Source organism: Brevibacillus sp. NPDC003359 (assembly GCF_042878995.1).
Taxonomy (GTDB): Bacteria; Bacillota; Bacilli; order Brevibacillales; family Brevibacillaceae; genus Brevibacillus.
Genome location: NZ_JBIAOR010000004.1, coordinates 139,300 through 158,087, shown reverse-complemented (window position 1 = coordinate 158,087; position 18,788 = coordinate 139,300). Strand labels below are relative to the sequence as shown.

Sequence of the window (18,788 nt, the reverse complement as noted above, 5' to 3'; positions counted from 1 at the left end):
CACCCCTACAACCGAGATCAAACAACCTTATCAAGGGGACAAGGAGCAATGCAGCAGCCCCCCTTACAAATCGTAATGATAATGATGATCATAACCTCTAGCAATACGACTGGTAGACATACGTCTTTTCGTGGTATGTTTTCGTCCGATCACGGCATGGGTGGTGACTATAATGAAAGATATTTTGACAGAACTACATACGCCGTGTTTATTGCAATGCGGCTTTTACCCTGACGACGACCACGGTCCGTACAATCGCGAGGGCTCTTGCTTTTCTGTTTTGCCAGAGAAAGGGCACGGGCGCTACTGGACTTATACGCGTGACAACCTGTTTTCGATTTCGATCCAGGATTTCGTCTTTTACGAGGATTTGTTTCTGGAATTCCAGCAGCCCAAGTACTTGAGCTTCAATTATTACGATTCTGTCTCTGGAGAAGAATTCAACCCGTATAAACGATTGTCATGCGGCTGCATTCGCGTCCATATCGGTTATAACAATCTGTATCGGGCCACCTATCGCAAAAACATTCCCATTCGCTCGACGGCTATCGAAATTATGCCGGAGTATTACGAGGATTATTTGAAAAGCAAATATCCAGTAGAGTATAAGGACCTGCGCTCGTCCTTTATTACTGTAGATGGAATGACGAATTTCTCGGAGCTTGTTTTCTTGCTCCGACAAATACGGAATTTTCAGGGAACGGGGATTGCCGCAAAGCTGTACTATGAGGGAAAAGTCGCAGAAGCAGTATCGCTGATCGTGGAAAAGGCCAAAGCACACAAAAAAACGTATCCAACCAAAAGCATATCCCAGCAAGATTTGGACGGCCTGACAGCTGTGACCGCCTACATTGACGATCACTTCGCCTCCGAAATACACTTGGAGCACCTCGCCCGGCTCGCTTGCATGGGACTCACCAAGCTGAAATACACCTTCAAGCAAGCTTACCAATGCACCATTACAGAATATATCCAAAACAAGCGCATGAATCACGCCGAGCAACTGCTTACGAGCACCGATTTACACATCAATCAGATTGCACATATCGTGGGCTACCATAACTCCAGTCGCTTCTCGGAGCTGTTTCGCAAAAGCACTGGGCTGTTGCCTAACGAATACCGGAGATTCACTGTTACAACCAGATAGCATCCTAGTAAAAAGCTGTATCCGATGAATTGGCTACAGCTTCTTTTGTGTTGCTTGTGCTTATCATTTTTCTTCTTTGGCAACGAAAAGCAGTTTACGCACACGATCATCCCGCAGCCACAATCCGCCCCACATCAAAATCGCGAGGTAGACTGCAAACAGCGTATGCGTAAAGAGTGGCGCATCTACACGGATCTGAGTAGCAATAACCCCACCGAAAAATCCAGTCAACAGAAGCGCACCTAAAACTGCTGTTCGGGGAATGGCATACAACACCGTCGATACAAGGGCGAGAATACCAATCAGGCCAATGTGATGCTCCGCATAGCCGAGTACAAGGGTTCCCTCTACAACAGGAGCAGGCTGGATGAGTTTGAATACGCCGTCAAAAAGCATAAAAAGAATGACAAGGCCGCTCATAATCCGTGCAATCCACAGACGAGTTTTTGAAATTTGACTCCGCATGGGGTGTCCCACCTTTCATTTTTTCCTAAGCAAATCGTAGCACAAAAAAAGCGGACACATTTCTTCTGAATTGCTCTTCTCGCAATGAACATCTCACTCGTTTACCAAAAAGTATTTATTCGCTGCCACAGTATATTCAATTATATATTTGATAATGCTAGCTCCATCGAAATCTCTACGGCAGGAGGTACATCAATGGAGTGTGATACCACATCCCCCGTCTGTAGTAAACTATATCAATTGGTAATTAACGCTCAAAACAATGCCCAAAATATCCACCAAGCTGCATGTAAAAACTTACCTGGTGGTCAGCACGCCCCCCAGTGCATCCAAGCCTATGAATTTTTCTATCAACAGACCACGACATGGAGAACAAAATGCTGCAAATAATGTAACAGAAAGGAGCTCTCCGATGGCTAATATGGAGCAAATATGGGCGTATACTAGAACCTATATGGAAAGTGATAGAACAAATCCAGAACCAACATCTTTCGTTGCTGATTTGAATAGTGTAGGATTAACTGTTTCGGAATTGAATTGGCTTAAACAAAAAGTAATAAGTTGGCCTGGGGGAAGCCTGCCTGGCACAAACCAATTTATCATTAATGCAACCTTAGACGATCTCCGTCATGTCCAAACGCATTGAAGCAAGCCTGATTTTTCTATAAATAAGAAAGTAATTATGAACGAGGATGGTTTTAAAACGAAGGTTGTGCTGAAGATTCTCCAGGAAGAGCATACAGTAAACGAAATTGCCTCTAATCGATGATACTGACAAAAACATCCCGTTCCACTGCCAATAGTGGAACGGAATGTTTTTTGTGTGTTTAATTACCCTTACCAGGTGCTGAAAATTCAGAAATCGTTTAAAAAATTAAACTGGCAGCGTAACTCTGTAACCTGGTTGGTTCTTTGGATGGTTTTGATTCACGAACACACCACGGTCATTTTTCAACACGATCACTTCAAAGAATGGACGGAAACGATCTTCTGAAATACCAAATGCAGTCAAGAACTTGCCAAACAGCTCTTGCTCTTCACGTTCAGGTTGGCCATCTGCCAAGGAGGAATCGATCAGGTTAACCAGGATGCACATTTTTTGAGCATCTGTGAGCAATGGAGTTACTTCGTTCAAGAACTTCTCGATAGAGTTATTGCGTGTATATTTCATTGCATTGTCGAGCAACTGTCTGTTATTAGCACCTACACCAATCACGCCGTTGCTTTCTTCACCGCCCAATACAGCGAGCAATTGACCGATTTCTTCGTGGTCCATTTCTCCATCTGATTTCATCATGTAAAGCAAGGAACATGCGAAACCAAAATGAGGGGTCATTTCTTCCCCTTTGTCTGTCTTAAACATATCAAACAAGCCCACGCAAAATACCTCCTATGTATGCCGAGATAGTATAATTTCACTATTCGCTGGATAATATTAGCAACACTTGTCAGGATAAGCAATTTTTCGGTAAACAATGAAAGGAAGTGCCAGCCTGCGCCGACACTTCCTTTTCTATACTCTTATTTCAATTGTTGCACGTTATAGCCTTTTGCCTTCAATTGATCGATAACCATGCCTTGCATCGAGAAGTGGGCAGCACCGACCACGACAAAAGAAGTAGTTTCCCCTTCTTTCTCCAACACTTCTGCCAGTTTAATAGCCATGTTTTTGTCCCGCTCACCGAGAAGTCGCTGATTCACTTCACCTTCACCGAAATCGCCATGGGTCGTCATGATCTGGGTGAAGCCAGCCAGATCGCCTTCCACCCATTCTGTCTGCATGTCTTTTAATAGTTTTGTGCTTTCATCCAGTCCTTTTTCAGCCAAGACACTATCTAACATGATATTCAATTCTTTCTCCTGCTGCTCTGCCGGTACACCTGACAGCAAGTCCGCCTGCAGCTTAATGCCTTCCAGCTCGTTGATCGGCTTGTCATCCAGCATCGCTTTCGTCAAGAAGTACCTGTCAATACCGGAAAGCATCGCGAACTGAACATCCGTTTCGCCATCTACGTAGCCAAGCGTTGGCACAGATAACGAAACAGCAAATGGCTTAAAGGCGTCAAAAGAATTGGCTGGCAGTTGCAGCTTTGTAAGCAATTTTTGCACCTTTTGGTACGTCTCAGCGGATACATGATCCTTCAGTGTGGTGCCATCCATGTATACCATTTTTTGTGTCAAATACTCATTGTCACCGTTGATAATATCGGCTTCCACCCACAGTTCATCCGACTCTTCATACGCTTCCCGGATGTCTTTTTGCATCGGATACATTTCTGCGATCCCCATGTGAATCGAGCCAAGCAAGTACATGGTATTTTTGCCGTTGGTCACTTTCCACATGAAACCTTCGGCACCGCCGCCCACCGTATCGTATGCAAACTCGACTAGTCGGCTTGCCATCACCGTCGCTTGTTCAACCGTACTTGGCTGATTCAGCTCGAGACCAGCGCTTGTCCCTTTGACCAAGCCTTTTTTCTTCATGTAGTCAATCGGGTTGTCCCCGGTCATCTCGAATGCTGCTGGCAATTCGTAGTTCGCCAAAAGTTTGTACAACGAAGTAATAACTGCTTCTCTCGTAATGAACTTATCAGTCGTAAAGGACAACGAAGCGTTCTTTTTCTTAAGTCCCAGGAGATCCAGCTTTTTCGCTGTTCCTTCCATCAACGTATGAAACTTGTCAGCAGGAATCGATTGCTGAAAAGAAGCATCTTCATACCAAGCCAGTGGAAAAATCCCGTATTTCTCCCCTTCGTTCAGCGTTGTTACCGACCAAGGGCTAATTGCAGGAGCTACGGGAGTCTGCCCGTGTACAGGAAATACATACCCTAGCAAAAGCGCCAAACTGAGTGCACCTGTACCCGCCCAGCGAGTCAGTTTACTCCAGCGTTTGTTTAGTTTCATGAAACTTTCTCCTCTCGATTCTAAGCTGAATGATTTAATGCCATTCCATCTTAGTGGTAGATTATACCACAATTTTTTGGAAGAGATAACCGAATGATTGAAAAGAATAGAAAAAACATCCTTTTTAGTATACATAAAAAGCATCGACACTGATCGCCGACGCTTTCCCTATGAATCTCCAAGTTATCGATTCGGTTGGGTCAATTTGGTCAAATACAGACGCATGGTTAACGGAGCAAATATGACAATCAGCAGTAGACATACTCCGATCCCGGCCAAAACATCAGACAGATTTGCGGTTCCCCCCATCAATCCTCGAACCGTCCCTACCGCAATACTGATCGGGTTTAGATTGACGATTGTCCCCATCCATTTGGGCATGGTGGAAGAATCTACGAAGATTGTGCTGGCAAAAAGCAACGGGTATACAAAAAACATACTCGAACCCGATACTGTCTCCGGTCGTTTTGCCAATATACCAATCATGGAAAAAATCCAGCTCACACTAAAGGCAAAGAAAATATGTGTGTCAGGATTAAAAAAACTCACCCTCTTATTTTACATGAGGGTGAGTCCTTTTTCGAAAACGCTACTTGATTGATGCTTCTTCAATTTCATTAAACGCCCAATGACCAGGCACGACATCCGGCCATCTTTGCGTGCCAACTTGGTTCTGCGGCACGCGATTCAGCACGCGATTAAGAATCGTTACGGCTTCGGCACGAGTCAGTGCTTTCTCTGGCTGGAAGGTTCCATCGGGATAACCTGTCATGTATCCTTTGGCAACAACCGCTGCAATGATTGGAGATGACCAATGATCTCCCCTCACATCGAAAAAGGCAGTGCCCCCTCCCGCACCTTGTAAGGCCTTATACTTATAGATGACCGCGGCTATCTCCGCTCGGGTAATGTTGGCCGATGGACGGAATGTGCCATCCGGGTAGCCGCTCATCATGCCCGCCGCACTTGCTTGATGAATCGGATTTACTGCCCAGTAGTTGTCGGCAACATCGAGGAACCTTCCCTTACTCGCAGATGATTGGCTCACCATTTCAGCGTTCAGTAAAATGGCAGCCAACTCCGCACGTGTCACCGTGCGATCTGGTTGAAACGTTCCGTCTGGATAGCCATTGATATAACCACGTTGGCTCTTACTTTTATGATTCGTTGCAGGGCGATCCTCTTTCTTGTCTGTAGGGCTACCGCCAGTGAAAAAGCTGTTTGTCGGTGTGGTATAGGAACCTTTTTTACGGTCTCTGTCCCGATCCCGATCCCTGTCTCGATTATTGTCATCCTCTAGATTTCTCCATGCTTTCTTCAAATCGTACAAGGCGTCGTCTACCTCAGACTGTGTAGCATGTGGATCGTCGATGACATCCCACGCATCTTCGAGCGCATCTTCCAAATCACGCCAGCTCGATCTGGTGTAGTCGTCTTCATCCAGGTCTTTGTCCTCGATCTCTTCCACTTTGGCTCGCAGCTCTCTTTTATAGACCGCATCATCTTGTCTTTTCAAATCTTGTCTCGCTTTTATCAATTTCTCAAGGGCAACATCTACGACAATCTGGCTTGCCTGCGGATCATCCAGTACAAAGTAGGCCTGCCCGAGTCTGTTCTGCAACTCCTTCCAGCTGGCCTTGGTGTAATCTTTTTCTTGCAGCTTTTCGACTGCAATTTCCTCTACTTTCGTTTGCAGTTTACCCTTGTCGACTGTGCCTTCCTGCTTCGTCAGCCCTTCTCTTGCTATGCCTAACACGGACAAGGCACCATCGATTTCTGCTTGGGTGACGTTTGGCTTCGTCAGTACGGCTTTTGCAGCATCCAACGCGTACACCAGCTTGCTCCAGCTGTCCGGCGTATATTTTTCCTGGATTAAATTCTCTGCGGTAATATCATTGACTTTTCCTTGTAAGTGACGAAGATCTACATTGGATTCTACAGCGGCAGGTGTCTCCTCTGTACTTGCTGCTTGGCTCACGGGCACGAATATGGATGCTTGGAAGATCAAGCAAAAGAGACTAAAGAAAACAAGACTCGTTACTGCTTTTTGAAAACGTCCCAACTCCCATCCTCCGTTCTTTACGATGATCTATCCGACCATCTTTTTCCAACCATTGACATTATATGTTGAAGACCGATAAGAGGATTCATATTTTTAGAGGAGGAAGCAACTATCCAGGAACAAAGCAAAAAACCAAGTAGCCAATAGAACAGCTTCTTGGCTCTTGGTTCTTTATTTTCTGATTCTAAGCAGAAATAGGTTTTTCTGGACGTTGCTTCGTCTTGCCGGAGAATGAAAAATTCGTCCACATACGCAATAGTCGTTCCACTGGGCCATAACGGAATCGTTTTAGATACAGCGGGCTTATGAAAAGCTGTCCCACATAAATCACGATCGCTAATCCGCATCCAGCCAATACCCCGATCTTTCCGAACCATCCGAGTCCATAGCCATAGAAGATCGTCGTACAAATGGCAGTTTGCAAAAGGTAATTCGTTAAGGAAAGTTTACCAACGGCTTGAAACCTTGGCAGCCAAGTTGATTCCGTGCTTCTGGAAAAGAACCAAACGAAGGCGAAAATGTAACCAATGGCAAGGATGGTCCCCCCCGATATCTCACCGACTCCACTCCACCACGTTCCTGGTAGATACACATGTACTGCTTTTAACAAAAGCCCCGTTGGCAAGAAGATCAGCATGTTTCGAAGATACGAGGCTCGTTCTTCCTCTGGCTTCTCGAACCACCTGCGCTTCGCCGCATACATCCCAAAAAGGAACATGGGTGCACTCATAAGCGGCGTGATCAACAGTAAAACAAATATCATGTATTCCGGCAAGCCAAGCGGATCTTCACTGCTTCTATGATGCACAATCTCCTCGTATGTGCCCTTGCCATAGACGGTCATTGTTTTGACGACATACGCTTCCATACGAGCAGAGTCGGTAATACTCGCAGGATCATTCGGATCATCTGGAATAAGACCCATTAAGCTGATGAGGCATAGTAAGACAATCCCCCAAACGAGCAACGTCTTCGGTTTACGGTTCATGAATAGCAACAAAAAGAAGCCCATCATGCCATAAAACCCCAAGATATCCCCTTCCCACAGGAAGTACGAATGAAGGAGACCAAGTCCGATCAACATCAAAAACCTGCGGGAAAGGTAGCGTTTTTGCCTCAACCCTTTGGCAGCCAAGCTTTGCTGCATCTTGATCATGCTAAAACCAAACATGAAGGTGAAAATCGGCATAAAGCTGCCTTCCACAAATAATTTCACAAGCTTAAAAACAGTCATTTCGTAATCGGGGAGGGCGTATAAATCCATTTCTTGGCTTCCCCAAATCCCATACTGGAAAATCAGCATATTCGCCATCAAAATCCCTACTAAACTAAATCCCCGCAAGCCATCGATGATACGAACGCGGTTTTGCTTTAGCTCCATGACAATCACCTCATGCCTGATTGTAACGAGCTAAGCTTAATGGCCTCTAAAGGGTACCTTATTGTTTCCTTAATTCATTCGAGGCTTGTCTATAGATGGATTCGCCCTTTTCGATACAGCCTATTAAAAGGTTCTTTCGTCTATCAGATAGATGACTTAATTTTGAGAAACATCGTGTACTCGTCCAATCACGTTCCTGTTTACCAACATATTTTGAGGTATCCAAGTAAAAGGGGGTGATTTATTGGTACGTATTCTCGATAAAGCTGCCGTTCAGCCACGCCGTAGATTCAACTTGGCAAATTCCTTTACGATCAGACGCTCGCCAGGTAGGTCTCGCCTCGCCACCATCCGAATCAGAATCCCAGCTAGGAATTCCCAACCAAATCGTGTTGAATTAGTTGCAACTGTTGGTGTTCGGGGGATTACCGGTATTGCTCAAATCCTCTTCCGCATATTTCGTGATGGTAGAGAGATATTCAACACCCTCCAAGGTATTGAATCTACTGGTTCTGAACAAAACTATGCTGTCACCTTCCAGGCAATCGATCGAAATGTCAGAGCTGGTACCCATATTTACACAGTAACCGCAGAAAACCGAACTGCAAATACCAGAGCTGATGTTGTAGGTCCAGTTACGTTTAGTGGACTAGCAGTAAGAACAAGAACCTAAATGCGTTAAAAAGCACCTGAATAAGGTGCTTTTTTTCGTACTTATTTCTGTATCCTTTTTCCGAAAACTAGCAACAATTCTGTCGCTCAAACGTACAACTCTTATAAGATACATAATTTAACAATGTAATCGAGGTGTTTACAAGCATGGAAGCATCAATCTCAATTGTCACCTACCGCCCTGAGCTGGCCGCAGCGGTCGCAGATATGTGGAATGCCAGCCGAGATAGCTGGGGAGGCGGAAATTCGATTACGACAGCCGAACAAATCAGACAAGAAGAAGCAGCCTCTGACGCTATCACCGTCTATCTGGCAATGGAAGGTGAAACGGTCGTCGGTTATTGCAGCCTGGCAGAATATCGGGAAGATACCGGTGCCCTCTACATCCCGTTGCTCAATGTCCGTCCCAACTATCATGGAAAAAAAGTCGGCCGGATGCTGCTTTCATGCGCACTGGAGAAAACGATTGAGCTCGGCTGGCCGCGACTTGACCTTTATACGTGGGCAGGAAACACGAAGGCTGTTCCGTTGTATAAGAAGTTTGGCTTTTTCTGGGAAGACCGGGACGACGCCACTCATCTGATGAACATGATCCCTTCTGTGCTCCGTACTGAATCGATCGCCCATTATTTTGAGGAGCTTGACTGGTATCAGGACTCCACGCGGGAAATCGTTGTAGAGCCGGACGGACGCAAGGAAAACGGTTTTGATTACTTCACATACTCCTGGGCAAAAGGAGAAAAGAGCTTGCGCGTGGAGTTTGAGCGGCGCGGACGAGGCATGCGCCTCATCGAGACAGAGGATTATCTCGTAGCTGCCGAGGTGGAAAAGCTGGAGTTGGTCTTTGGACGGGAGTACCAGATTCACTACCGGATCGTCAACAAATCAGGCAAGCCGCTACAAATTTCGTTAAACGGGCAACCGAGCGACACGATCTGCTTTGATTATCAGCACGAGCTGTCTGTTACAGGTGAAACGACGCTATCGGCAAACTTTTTTGTCGATCCAATCGCAGAAGAGCAAAGCATCTGGCGTACGCATCCGCGTGTCAGTACACACCTGCTGATCAACGGAAAGGCTGCCCTGTTCGAAGTAGGAATTCTCCCCAAGTTTCCTGCTACCCTTTCCTTGCATATACCTGGTCTTTCCTATCCGGGACAGACAAAGCCGTTTTATTTGGATGTGGAAAACAACTTTGCTGAAGAAGCGGAGTTTTCATTCGAGTTGCCCGCTTGCACATTTTTTGAATTGCAAGAGCATCGCCATATCCTGAAACTATCTGGCAAAGAGCGTATCTCGCTTCAGCTTAACGCTGACCTCTATGAACACGGCTTTTACGAAGCCAACGTACAGGTGGAGGCAAAGCTTGCGGATGGCAGATCGGTTTCTTTTACCAAAAAAATCGGAGCTGCCTTTACTGGGCTTGGTGCGATGGTGTCTGGGGAAACGGAACAGACTTGGCAAGTTCACCATGGCCGCCATATGCTCTTTTTGAACAAAGAAGATAATGAAATGACCGTCGTCAGTGGGACAGGTGGGGAGCCAACCACCCTCCTCTACCCCAAGCTTGGCAAACCGTTTTCCAGTGAGTTCTCGAAGAAACGTGCCGAGCAAGTTGAATTTATCGCAGAAAAGGGAGCGATCGGTATACGTGCGACGTATCGCTCCGGTGCATACCCGCAAATCGCGCTGGTTAGCAGTACGCTCCTGTTCGGAGATGGTACCGTTGAACACGGACTGAAGATAGAAAACAGCTCTGCTGACAAGCTGGCTGCTGAGCTCTGGCTCAATCAAGGCTTTAGCCACAGTTTTCATCGCCCCATTGTTCCTTATCAAGGTCGTTATGTTGAAACACCCTCCTCTTACGGCAGCGATATGGATTATTGGGATGCTGAGTTAGTCAGTGAAAACTGGCTGTTTACACAGGATGAAACGGCCCCATGGGGAATGTGCTGGCCTCCTGAATACCGTTTTGACATTCAAGGCTGGTATGTAACACTCGAAACCAATCTCGGCATGCTTGCTCCACATGAAACAATATCGTTCGGTCCCATCCACTTTTCGCATGGGGGCTATGCCGACTGGAAAGAGTTCCGCGCCTTTGCCCGTAAAGAACCTCTGCCAAAAGACCTGATCTTGACCTCTCACCTTGAGTTAATTGCAAATGGACAAAATCCGTTTGTCACAAACAAGGAACTGGATGTACAGGTGAAAGAATACAAGCAGCAGTATTTGGACGGAGAACTGATGGCATCCCTTTTGAGCGAGTCAGCTTCAAGACAAACGCAGAGCTTTACAGAAGAGGAGGAAGAGACAGAATCTGGCTTCTCCTTCATGACATCGGAAAAACCATATGACCTCGTGCAAGTAGAGGGGCGTTTTGCCACGCATGTGTCGCATTTGCAGAGCGCGATTTTCCCAATCGGTCAAGGCAAGGTCATACAGGAGCAAACAGTGGAAGAGGGACAACAGGTCTATATAGCAGACAATGGACGATTGCGGATCAAAGCCGCTCCAGATTTTGCTCCGACGCTCTACTCTCTCACCAGCAATGGGCAGGAGTGGTTAGATAGCGCGTTCCCGGAGCGGAAACCGAAATCTTGGTGGAATCCGTGGACAGGAGGAATCGGCAACTATATTGAGGAATTAAGCGCGTTTTCACTGGCTAAGGAAGAGCGTACTGCTTCCTTTGTCGAGCTAGTCGACAACAAGCAAAATACGTGGCAGGGCATCAAGGTGAGCTACCATGTGAAAAAGCAGGAAAAGTACCGCGGGTTGACTTGCCATCAGTATTACTTGCTGCTGCCAGGAGTACCTGTCCTCTGTCATACGGTAGAGATTGAGCAGAATACCGGAACGTACTTTGCTGGCACGGAATTGTCCACGGACATCTTTTTGCAGCCAGGAACCGAGGACGAGTCACTCTGGCTGAAAACCGTCGGTACGAATGGCGAGATGCTCAGCTACAAGCTGGCACAAGGTGAATTGGATGTCCTTGAAGTTTCCGATTATGTCGTCGGGCGAGCTTCCAGCAAGGACCAGATGCACATCGTTACTGACCTCGATACAGCGGACCTCCAAGTATACGCAAACAAGGAAGTGGCGGTAGCTTCTGTCATACGCGAACTGAATCTGCCAAACAACAGCACTGCCTTTACTCCTCCTGTCTTTTTCTTGTTTGCCGACAGCACGCTTCCATCCAATGCCTTGTCTGACTTACGGGCGATACGCTTTGCCAAATAAGGGAGGCTTCACAATGAAAATCATTGATGCGCACATGCATTTATCCCATATCGAGGAATTCAAGCGGACGGCGGCAGAAAAGTCGTTTGTCGATTACTCTGTCACTGGGCTCTTGCACGAGTATGCCGAAAATGGCGTGGTCCTTGGGATAGGCATGGGTTTGACAGAGACTCAGCCAGACGGCTTTCCCGATGTGGAAGCTGTCACTCCCATGGGACTAGACCTGACGGACGAGTTGCCGCCTCAGTTCGTCTATTGCCTGGGAATCAACCCGTTCAAGCTGGATGAAGCGGCAGTGGCACGCCTGGAGGCTGACCTGCAAAAGCCCAACGTCGTCGGGTTGAAAATCTATCTGGGCTACTATCCCTTCTACGCCTACGATAGCGTCTATGATCCCGTCTATGCACTTGCTGCCAAATACCAAGTGCCTGTCGTCTTTCACACCGGCGATACGTACTCGGAGCGTGGGCTCCTAAAATACTCCCACCCTCTCACACTGGACGAGGTGGCGGTGAAGCATCGAGACGTTAATTTCATGATGGCCCATTTTGGCGATCCGTGGGTACTCGATGGGGCAGAAGTCGTTTATAAAAACCGCAACATGTTTGCAGATCTCTCCGGCTTAATGGTCGGTGACGCAGCCAATTGCAAGCGACTCGCGGACTCCCCTCTCTTCTTCTCCCATCTGCGCCACGCGATCACCTATTGTGATCATTACGACAAGTTTTTGTTCGGAACAGACTGGCCGTTGGCACCAGTGAAGTCGTATATCCAGTTTGTACAGGAGCTAATCCCAGCGGAGTATCACGAGGATGTGTTTTACAAGACAGCATTGAAGGTGTTTCCCAAAATCAAGCCGTTGGTTGAGTAGACGATTCAAATCCCATGTCTCTTCCTCTTGAGGATACATGGGATTTTTCTTGTCTGTGTTCCCTTTTCCAGTAATCCTCTCTCATTTGTTCAATAAAACTTCTTCTATCTACGACAAAAAACGACAGTTTTCGTATTATGATAGAATATGCGAGTTTGCTTATACATCGTCAGTATCGGACAACCATGACCCAAAGCTGTCGTTAGTAAAGATAGAGCAAGGCTAGGTTTCTGCTGGAAAAGGTTTTTGAACACGCATTTTAATGGGGGAGGACATGTTTCCTTGAAGAAAAAAATTGCCTGGGTTACAGACAGCACCGCACTCATACCTGCTCACATCATAGAAGAGCATGACATCTACGTCGTTCCACTGGAGATTATCTTTGAAGATGGCACTTATGAAGACGGCATTGATTTAGCGCCTGAAGAGCTTTATCAGAAAATTGTGCAGGCTAATTATGCTCCCAAAACGTCGCAGCCTTCCATCGGAAAATTTGTGACGCTCTACGAACGATTAAAGGAAGAGTATGAATGCGCGATTGCTGTCCACCTCTCCTCTGATCTGAGTGGAACCTACAATACAAGTGCAACGGCGGCCAAGCTGGTAGAATTCCCTGTCGAGCTGGTAGATTCCAAGCTGATGTCGTACCCGATTACCTCGATTATCTTAAACGGAATCGAGCAGGCCAAAGAAGGAAAATGCTATCATGAGATTGCGGCTTCCTTGCGCGAGGAATACAAAAAGTATGAAAACTATATCCTGGTCGGCAGTCTCGACCAGTTTTACAAGGGCGGCCGAATGACCGGTTTGCAATATTTCATCGGCAATCTGCTTCAGATCAAGCCGATTTTCCAAATTAAAGATGGACTGTTTGAAGTATATGAAAAGGTTCGTACCGAAGGGAAAGCGGTCAGGCGCATGCTGGAGCAGCTAGAGAAAGCCAAGCAGAATTACTCCGTGAAGCACGTGCAGATTTTGCATGGCAACGTCTTGGAAAAAGCGCTGGAACTGAAAGAGAAAATCCAGAGCAAGTACTCCGATGTCGAGGTGTTGGTTGGACCGATCAGTTCCACGATTGGGGCGCATGCTGGGATGGGGACGCTGGCTTTGACTTGGCGGAATGAGTAGGAGTTAGTGAGTTAAGAAACATGAAAAAATCGCTCAAACTTTACTTGAGCGATTTTTTGTCGTCTTCTTTTATTTCCCTATCTAAGATCCTATCTAGTTGATTACGAATTTTCGTAATTTCATTGGATCCTGTAGTCGGAAGCCGCAACAATGGAAATTGATATTTATTGCAAATCCCGTTTTTTAGCTTGTCCCGCTCAATCTGAGCCGGTTTATTTCTATGAAAGTCAAAGCCGTCGACCTCGATTGCTAGAAGTGGTTGCTTGTTAATTGCGTCATAAATAACAAAATCAAAAGAAGCCCTGTTTTTTATATACCGTTTCTCCACTTCGTCAAGCCGATCTGTTTCGTAAAATATATCCTTTAGATACACCTGCATACTAAATGTGACGACCTTATAGCTCTCCTCCCTTATTAAATCGGATAGAACCCTCCAGATTATATTTTCCGACTTGTATCTGGATTTATAGATTAATCGGCTCTGTAAGTCATTTAGCCGTTCCGAATACTCGCTATACAGCAAATCAAAAACAGATATTAGATTGCTATGTGTGATATGCTCATGGAGTGTATGATACTCAATGTAACGTATCAAATTGCCGATATCTTTTCGGGAGTTGCGAAATAACGAATGATCTGTTACAAGAATAAACTGCTTCTGCGCTCTCGAGACAGCTACGTTAACCAAGCAAGGATTTTCAACAAAATTTTTGCCAATTCTCCCGCTTTTCGTTTGATCCAATACAGTAGACAATATCATGATTGATTTTTCACGACCTTGGTACTTATGGACAGTATCAATCTCCATATCTTCGACCAATATCTCATTCGCTTCTTTCACCTGCAAACGATACGGAGTGGTAAAGCCTATATCCTCTACTGGAATATTTTGAAGCAGTAGCTCTTTCAAAATCTCCTCTTTAACTGCATCAATTTCTCTGTGGTTAAATTTCCCTGTTTGCTGTCCAGCAGTAACGTTTCTCATATGGTTGCCTATTGCCGTGTAATGCACCCGGATTGAGACATCGAATTCCTCTTCCGAACTCAATGGAATCAATTCATTGTTATAATATTGATTATTACAAAAACCAATTATGCTAGGTCGGCATCTATAGTGCTCCTTCAACATCACTTTAGGTACTTTCTCTCCATATATCGAAAGCATGGATGATAACAAACTCTGCTGAAAGTAATCATACATGACTTGTACGTCCTGAACCTTCAGCTTGCTTTTTATTTTCTCATCTACAATTTGAGGTAATTGCTTCATGTCACCTACAATAATTATTCGCTTACAGCAAGACATAGCAAGTACCCCGGTTAATAAGTCTACCTGAGACGCCTCATCAACAATCACATAATCAAACAGGTATCCTTCCGGTATACAAGAGCGCAGGGAGTGGGTTGTGCTTAATACAATAGGGAAATACTCGAGGAACTCCTCAAATTTTCTTGTATAATTTTTGGCGTTACCACTATAGACTGATTTGCCTTGATATTTGTGGTAAAGCTTCTGCCTAAACAAGAGGGATGAATTCACTTCGTGTTGAAGCAACAGATCATCGAAGGATTCGGTATCCAGTTCCTGCTGGATGTCTTTTCTTTCTCGTTCCATTTCTGCCAATTTAGATTCGTAATACTTCATTTGCAAGCGTGTGACTAGCTCCAAACGATTCTTTTTCAGTTTTTTAAAATCGATGAATCCATATTTGAACAGTAGTTTTGCTTTATGTAAAAAGCGGAATGATCGGTTCCCTAAAAAGTACTCGTCCACTAAAAAAGATATAATGGTTTCAGATGTTTGACGACGAAAGAACAAGCGTTCCATCTCTTCCACATTTTTACTCTCGTTATGAAAGAGAAAATGCTTTTGTTCCAAACGGTAAGCGGCAATTTCTTGATCCAGTCTCGCCTTGCGATTGACAAGGGTTAATAACTCGTCTAAACGTTGCGACAAGTTTATTAACGTTTCCTGTATCTTCTCTTCTTGAATTTTGTTATCCCATCCTTCAATCTGGTATGTGGGCAAATTCTTAAAAAAGGCTTCTCGATTCTCCACTTTTCCTAAAAATGCTGCAAGGAACCCATATCCGGACTTTTGAAGCTTGTCTTTCACATTTTGAACAGCTGCATTATTACCCGATACAACAGCTACAGATTTATTTTGCATAATCACCAAGTTAGCTAGAATATTAAGGATTGTTTGTGTCTTCCCTGTACCAGGTGGACCTTCAATAATAGAGATATTGCTAAGCAGTGCTTGTTCAAGTGCCTCTTTTTGACTCAAATTGAATCGAAATGGATAGATGTGAGCAACGGAATTGAGTGCCGATCGCTCTATCTCCACACGTTTTATATAAGAGGCAAGCACACTATTTTGATCGATCAAGTTAATCTTCGAGAATTGTTTCTTTAAAAATGCTTCGGACTCACCCTCTGTATTTGTATATTGAGCAATGTCATTCCAATAGTCTAATAGACATATCACTTCATTATTAGAACGACTCTCCAACTCAATACTGATTAAAGAGGAATCAAAAATTTTTGATTTGTCCTTATTAAAAAAAACCTTTATGGTACCATCAAAATCTAAAACTTCTTTTACGTTTCTGAGCGGGATTCCTGCATATAGTACGGTCTTATTTTCGATATCTACAAGATTAGGATTCGTTTTGATAACAACATTATTGTATTTGTATGGCTCTTCACTACCCTTAAACCAAATATACACTTTGTCTTCATGAAAGGAGTATTTCACGATTTCACCCGTCTGATCTCCTTTACTTGTAACAATTAAAACCTTACGTTCATCCATAGTGTGAATTCCTTTGTATTTGAAAGATTTACCTGTATCTAGTGAAAATTTTGTTTTAATAGGAATAATATTCCTTGTAAAAATTATAGTCGAGTTCAATGTGCATTGCCCAAATTTTTTACGTGGATAATAATAATGCTTCTTTTCGTTTCCCCTGCGTCATTTTGTCCCTATTGGTTCGAGGATAACGGCATACTATATATAATTGACAACTACTACTAAAAATGGGGCAGTCCCAAAAGCCGTTTTTTGGCTTAGGGCTGCCCCTTTTGTATTTCTTGTTGCATCCAACTCCTCATGTGGTAACGACTCCAGCCAGTCCAGCACAGGGACTACCCCACCACGAAATAGCAGCGGCATCCTCTCTCCCTCCACGAGTCGTGCTGCTCGCGATGTATCATGGGCTGCCACTGCATGGTGAAAAGCTTCCATCTCAAGACCATTGTCTTCATACCAAATGCTTGCACAGGTGTGTAATTCTGCGACGATTCACTCGCCTTCTCCTGTAGTCGATCGGAGCCTTTCCCGCAGTAAATCAGCAAAAAGATGGTGATAGCGGTACCAACGCCGCTCGCTGTCCAGCGGGACGATAAACAGATTGGCGCGTTCGAGATAGACTAACGATTCCTGTCCTGAAGTATGACTTTGGCGAAAAACTGCGTCACAAAGAGAACCGGATAATCGATCGAGGATGGATGTATGCAGCAAGAATGTTTGAATGCTTGCAGATTGCTGGGTGAGCACTTCTTCTACCAGATAGTCGAGGATAAAATGGTGACTGCCGGAAAAAGATTGAGGGAAACTTGCGATATCTTTTTGTTCTTTCATGGACAGAGCGGCTAACTGTAAACCCGCAATCCAGCCTTCTGTGCGTGAACTCGAGCAGGGCGATGTTTTCCGGTGATAGCTCTAACCCCATCACTTTCTCAAGAAATTCAGCTGCTTCCGAATAGGTGAAGCGCAAATCGGATGCACGTACTTCATTCAATTGGTTCCGCACTCGCAATCGAGCGATAGACAGACGTGGTTCCTCGCGGGTCACAATTACCAAATGCATCTGCGGTGGCATGCGTTCAAGCAGGAAAGAGATGGCATCGTCGAGTGGCCCCTTTTTCAAAACGTGGTAATCATCGAAGACAAGAACAAAAGGATTGGGTATAGCGATTATTTCATGAAGCAGAGTCGTGATTATCCATTCGATTGGTAGTGGTTGAGGGGAATGGAGCAATGAAAATATGCCCGCTCCAATATTCGGTCCAATATTTTGCAGGGCTGTGAAGAGGTATGTGAGAAAACGCGCAGCGTCATTATCTCCTTCATCCATGGAACTCCAGGCGGCGGGTCGATCACCACTGTCGAGCCATTCACTGACAAGTGTCGTCTTACCGGAGCCTGCTGGTGCTGAAATGACCGTTAGTTTACGGTTTAGGCCCTCGTTTAATAATGCACCAAATTTCCATGGAGCACAAAGGTAGGCATCTGGTGCCGCCTCCTTTATTACTTGCCTGAGCGTTTGCAGAGTCTCCTTAACCTCGGGAGCAAACGTGCATCACACAAAAAAACACGCCGAGCTGGCGTGTTTTCGTTTTGGTGGCAAGGATGTTATTTCGTTATACGTTTTCCAATAGCCTCCACGAGCTCCTTCGTCGTCTTGGGAAGATTGGATTTTAAAATGGGATTAATCATGGGGCCCTTCACACCATGAGCGGTGATATCCAGACACCCCGTCATTTTCGTCCGCACCTCACCCAATGCCTTTGCTTTGAAGTAACCCTCTCCGGTAAAATTCCCGCTGATCCCTGTCAGGTTAAACCTCACCTCAGTTGGTGGAGTCCATTCGGTGATATCCACTTGCAGGCTGATCGTTTTCTTCATGATGCCGATATCGCCTGTAAACGTCCAAGCGACACGTCGTTCATTAATTACCTCGTGGCTGATGTAGCCAGGTACCAGTGGAACCCAATTCTCCACTATACTCACAAACTGCCATACCGCCCCGATGGGCAGGTTCAGCTCCACATCATGTATTCCTTGAGGCATGATTTGCTCATTCCTTCCCCCAGTGTTCTTTGGTATCTTGTTATGTTTATTGTCAGAACA

General features: G+C 45.3%; 14 protein-coding genes and 1 pseudogene. 6 read left to right on the top strand and 9 right to left on the bottom strand.

The genetic code is table 11. The features are described 5' to 3' along the window. The first annotated feature begins 172 nt into the window (after window positions 1–172). The gene (locus ACFYU8_RS14695) at window positions 173–1,147 is read left to right on the top strand and encodes a helix-turn-helix domain-containing protein (RefSeq protein WP_390300271.1); all 975 of its coding nucleotides are present in this window, start codon (window positions 173–175) and stop codon (window positions 1,145–1,147) included. 63 nt (window positions 1,148–1,210) lie between these two features. On the opposite strand, the gene ACFYU8_RS14690 is transcribed toward ACFYU8_RS14695, so the two are convergent. Further along, window positions 1,211–1,612 (bottom strand): DoxX family protein, encoded by a 402-nt coding sequence (locus tag ACFYU8_RS14690; RefSeq protein WP_390300273.1) that lies wholly within the window; start codon window positions 1,610–1,612, stop codon window positions 1,211–1,213. Between the two features lie 412 nt (window positions 1,613–2,024). On the opposite strand from ACFYU8_RS14690, the gene ACFYU8_RS14685 reads away from it, so the two are divergent. Beyond that, window positions 2,025–2,258, top strand: coding sequence for a hypothetical protein (locus tag ACFYU8_RS14685; RefSeq protein ID WP_390300275.1), 234 nt, complete (start codon window positions 2,025–2,027; stop codon window positions 2,256–2,258). Window positions 2,259–2,486: 228 nt separating this feature from the next. On the opposite strand, the gene ACFYU8_RS14680 is transcribed toward ACFYU8_RS14685, so the two are convergent. The 5 genes from ACFYU8_RS14680 to ACFYU8_RS14660 form a co-directional block, all read right to left on the bottom strand. Continuing rightward, window positions 2,487–2,990, bottom strand: coding sequence for a tellurite resistance TerB family protein (locus ACFYU8_RS14680; protein WP_007723788.1), 504 nt, complete (start codon window positions 2,988–2,990; stop codon window positions 2,487–2,489). A 143-nt stretch (window positions 2,991–3,133) separates the two neighbouring features. Further along, on the bottom strand, window positions 3,134–4,516 hold the full coding sequence (locus ACFYU8_RS14675; protein ID WP_390300277.1) for a TraB/GumN family protein: 1,383 nt from the start codon (window positions 4,514–4,516) through the stop codon (window positions 3,134–3,136). A 183-nt stretch (window positions 4,517–4,699) separates the two neighbouring features. Further along, entirely contained in the window at window positions 4,700–5,065 is a 366-nt protein-coding gene (locus ACFYU8_RS14670) for an ABC transporter permease (protein WP_390300279.1), read from the bottom strand. 40 nt (window positions 5,066–5,105) lie between these two features. After that, window positions 5,106–6,578: an S-layer homology domain-containing protein gene (locus ACFYU8_RS14665; protein WP_390300281.1), complete on the bottom strand. Its 1,473-nt coding sequence runs from the start codon at window positions 6,576–6,578 to the stop codon at window positions 5,106–5,108. A 184-nt stretch (window positions 6,579–6,762) separates the two neighbouring features. Continuing rightward, window positions 6,763–7,959, bottom strand: a complete 1,197-nt coding sequence (locus ACFYU8_RS14660) for a DUF418 domain-containing protein (RefSeq protein WP_390300283.1) — start codon at window positions 7,957–7,959, stop codon at window positions 6,763–6,765. Between the two features lie 244 nt (window positions 7,960–8,203). On the opposite strand from ACFYU8_RS14660, the gene ACFYU8_RS14655 reads away from it, so the two are divergent. The 4 genes from ACFYU8_RS14655 (at window position 8,204) to ACFYU8_RS14640 (ending at window position 13,873) form a co-directional block, all read left to right on the top strand. Further along, the gene (locus ACFYU8_RS14655; RefSeq protein ID WP_390300285.1) at window positions 8,204–8,632 is read left to right on the top strand and encodes an exosporium protein C; all 429 of its coding nucleotides are present in this window, start codon (window positions 8,204–8,206) and stop codon (window positions 8,630–8,632) included. 146 nt (window positions 8,633–8,778) lie between these two features. Then, window positions 8,779–11,874: a GNAT family N-acetyltransferase gene (locus ACFYU8_RS14650; protein ID WP_390300287.1), complete on the top strand. Its 3,096-nt coding sequence runs from the start codon at window positions 8,779–8,781 to the stop codon at window positions 11,872–11,874. Between the two features lie 13 nt (window positions 11,875–11,887). Then, on the top strand, window positions 11,888–12,745 hold the full coding sequence (locus ACFYU8_RS14645; RefSeq protein ID WP_390300289.1) for an amidohydrolase family protein: 858 nt from the start codon (window positions 11,888–11,890) through the stop codon (window positions 12,743–12,745). A 282-nt stretch (window positions 12,746–13,027) separates the two neighbouring features. Beyond that, window positions 13,028–13,873, top strand: coding sequence for a DegV family protein (locus ACFYU8_RS14640; protein ID WP_390300291.1), 846 nt, complete (start codon window positions 13,028–13,030; stop codon window positions 13,871–13,873). Window positions 13,874–13,913: 40 nt separating this feature from the next. Here ACFYU8_RS14640 and ACFYU8_RS14635 read toward each other — a convergent pair whose 3' ends face one another. From ACFYU8_RS14635 to ACFYU8_RS14625, 3 genes and pseudogenes are all read right to left on the bottom strand, one after another. Beyond that, window positions 13,914–16,688, bottom strand: coding sequence for an AAA domain-containing protein (locus tag ACFYU8_RS14635; protein WP_390300293.1), 2,775 nt, complete (start codon window positions 16,686–16,688; stop codon window positions 13,914–13,916). Between the two features lie 282 nt (window positions 16,689–16,970). After that, a pseudogene (locus ACFYU8_RS14630) lies at window positions 16,971–18,129 on the bottom strand (winged helix-turn-helix domain-containing protein); the annotation flags it as partial. Between the two features lie 161 nt (window positions 18,130–18,290). After that, a complete protein-coding gene (locus ACFYU8_RS14625; protein ID WP_390300295.1) occupies window positions 18,291–18,728 on the bottom strand; it encodes an SRPBCC family protein in 438 nt (145 codons plus the stop codon). Window positions 18,729–18,788 lie beyond the last annotated feature (60 nt).

What these genes read in the sequence shown, in the direction of transcription:
- ACFYU8_RS14695 (WP_390300271.1), top strand. Translation starts at nt 173, where the DNA reads ATGAAAGATATTTTGACAGAACTACATACGCCGTGTTTATTGCAATGC.
- ACFYU8_RS14690 (WP_390300273.1), bottom strand. Translation starts at nt 1,612, where the DNA reads ATGCGGAGTCAAATTTCAAAAACTCGTCTGTGGATTGCACGGATTATG.
- ACFYU8_RS14685 (WP_390300275.1), top strand. Translation starts at nt 2,025, where the DNA reads ATGGCTAATATGGAGCAAATATGGGCGTATACTAGAACCTATATGGAA.
- ACFYU8_RS14675 (WP_390300277.1), bottom strand. Translation starts at nt 4,516, where the DNA reads ATGAAACTAAACAAACGCTGGAGTAAACTGACTCGCTGGGCGGGTACA.
- ACFYU8_RS14660 (WP_390300283.1), bottom strand. Translation starts at nt 7,959, where the DNA reads ATGGAGCTAAAGCAAAACCGCGTTCGTATCATCGATGGCTTGCGGGGA.
- ACFYU8_RS14650 (WP_390300287.1), top strand. Translation starts at nt 8,779, where the DNA reads ATGGAAGCATCAATCTCAATTGTCACCTACCGCCCTGAGCTGGCCGCA.
- ACFYU8_RS14645 (WP_390300289.1), top strand. Translation starts at nt 11,888, where the DNA reads ATGAAAATCATTGATGCGCACATGCATTTATCCCATATCGAGGAATTC.
- ACFYU8_RS14635 (WP_390300293.1), bottom strand. Translation starts at nt 16,688, where the DNA reads ATGGATGAACGTAAGGTTTTAATTGTTACAAGTAAAGGAGATCAGACG.
- ACFYU8_RS14625 (WP_390300295.1), bottom strand. Translation starts at nt 18,728, where the DNA reads ATGCCTCAAGGAATACATGATGTGGAGCTGAACCTGCCCATCGGGGCG.